Origin of the sequence: Halocola ammonii (genome assembly GCF_049334165.1) — a bacterium.
Taxonomy (GTDB): Bacteria; Bacteroidota; Bacteroidia; order Flavobacteriales_D; family Sanyastnellaceae; genus JBEGHD01.
The window spans coordinates 1-1,403 of the sequence record NZ_JBEGHD010000034.1 but is presented as its reverse complement, the minus strand read 5'-3'; the positions used below and the strand labels follow the sequence as shown (position 1 = coordinate 1,403).

Here is a 1,403-nt window from a genome sequence, read left to right as displayed (position 1 = left end):
GACACCATCGCTGGTGACTGCGCGCAAAACTTCACTATCGTTCGCACTTTCACTGCTACTGATGCTTGCGGTAACAGCACTGTTGATTCTCAAGAGATCTCAGTTTCTGACGAGACTGCTCCTGAGTTCACTTTTGTGCCAGAAAACGCAACAATCGAGTGTGATGCCGAACTTCCAGTTGAAATGGCTACTGCCGAAGACAACTGTGGTGAAGTAACTGTTTCTTACGAAGATTACGATTTGATTACCCCATGGGTGTTCTCTTCTACTTCTGGAGACGGTTCTGGTGAAGTAACTGAAGACGGTCTTACTCTTGTAAGCTCTGATTCTGGTACAGAAGTTAGCCAGGTAGTTGCTCTCACTGCTGCAGCTAAAGCGATTACTATCAGCTTCGACTGGGATTACTCAACTGTAGATGTTGACGGTGCTCCTTTCGAATTGTTCGGATACACTGTTGACGGAGTGTTCACACAACTTTCTGACAATGGTGGATCTAACGATCAGTCTGGTAGCGCTTCTATCGAAGTACCTGCTGGAAGTGAAGTTGCCTTTATCATCGATGCAATTGACGACATCCTTGGTGCTGCAACTGCTAACGTAACTAACATCAACATCGAAGCTGCTGAGCTCGAGTGCCCAATCGTTGATTGCTTCATTCGTGAGTTCACTGCTGTTGATGAGTGTGGAAACACTACTGTTGCTCAGCAATTCGTAACTATCCAGGACACTACTGCTCCTGTGATTGAAGGCGAAATCGATATCGATATGGCTTGCGATAACATCAACGACAATATCCTTATCGAAGCTGCTGACAACTGCTCAGATGTTACTATCACTTACGAAGACACTCCAGTTTCTGGAGGATGCGCTGGTCGTATCATCCGTGATTACGTTGCAACGGACGCTTGTGGTAACACTGCTGAATTTGAACAAATCATCACACTTATTGATGAAGTTGCTCCGGTATTCACTTCTTTCCCAGAAGACCTCACTGTAGAATGCAGCGATGTTCCTTCTGTTGATGGAGTTGAAATCGGGTTTGAAGACAACTGCACAGATGTATCTCTTTCTTACGATGGTGAAACAATCATCGAAGGTGAGTGCGCTGGTCAGTACACTATCGAACGTTCATGGACGATCACTGATGCTTGCGAAAACGCTACCAGCCAAACGCAAACTATCAACGTGATAGATACTACTGCTCCTGAGTTGTTTGTTCCTGCTGACGCTGCTTACAGCTGCGATGAGGACATCAACTACGCAGGTGCTGAGTATTCTGACAACTGTTCAGAAGTGAATCTTGAAGTAGCTGTAGACACCATCGCTGGTGACTGCGCGCAAAACTTCACTATCGTTCGCACTTTCACTGCTACTGATGCTTGCGGTAACAGCACTGTTGATTC

The 1,403-nt window shown here is 45.9% G+C and carries 1 pseudogene; it reads left to right on the top strand.

Annotation, left to right across the window (positions count from 1 at the left end):
* Positions 1-1,403 (top strand): annotated as a pseudogene (locus tag ABHV44_RS16120) (hypothetical protein); the annotation flags it as partial.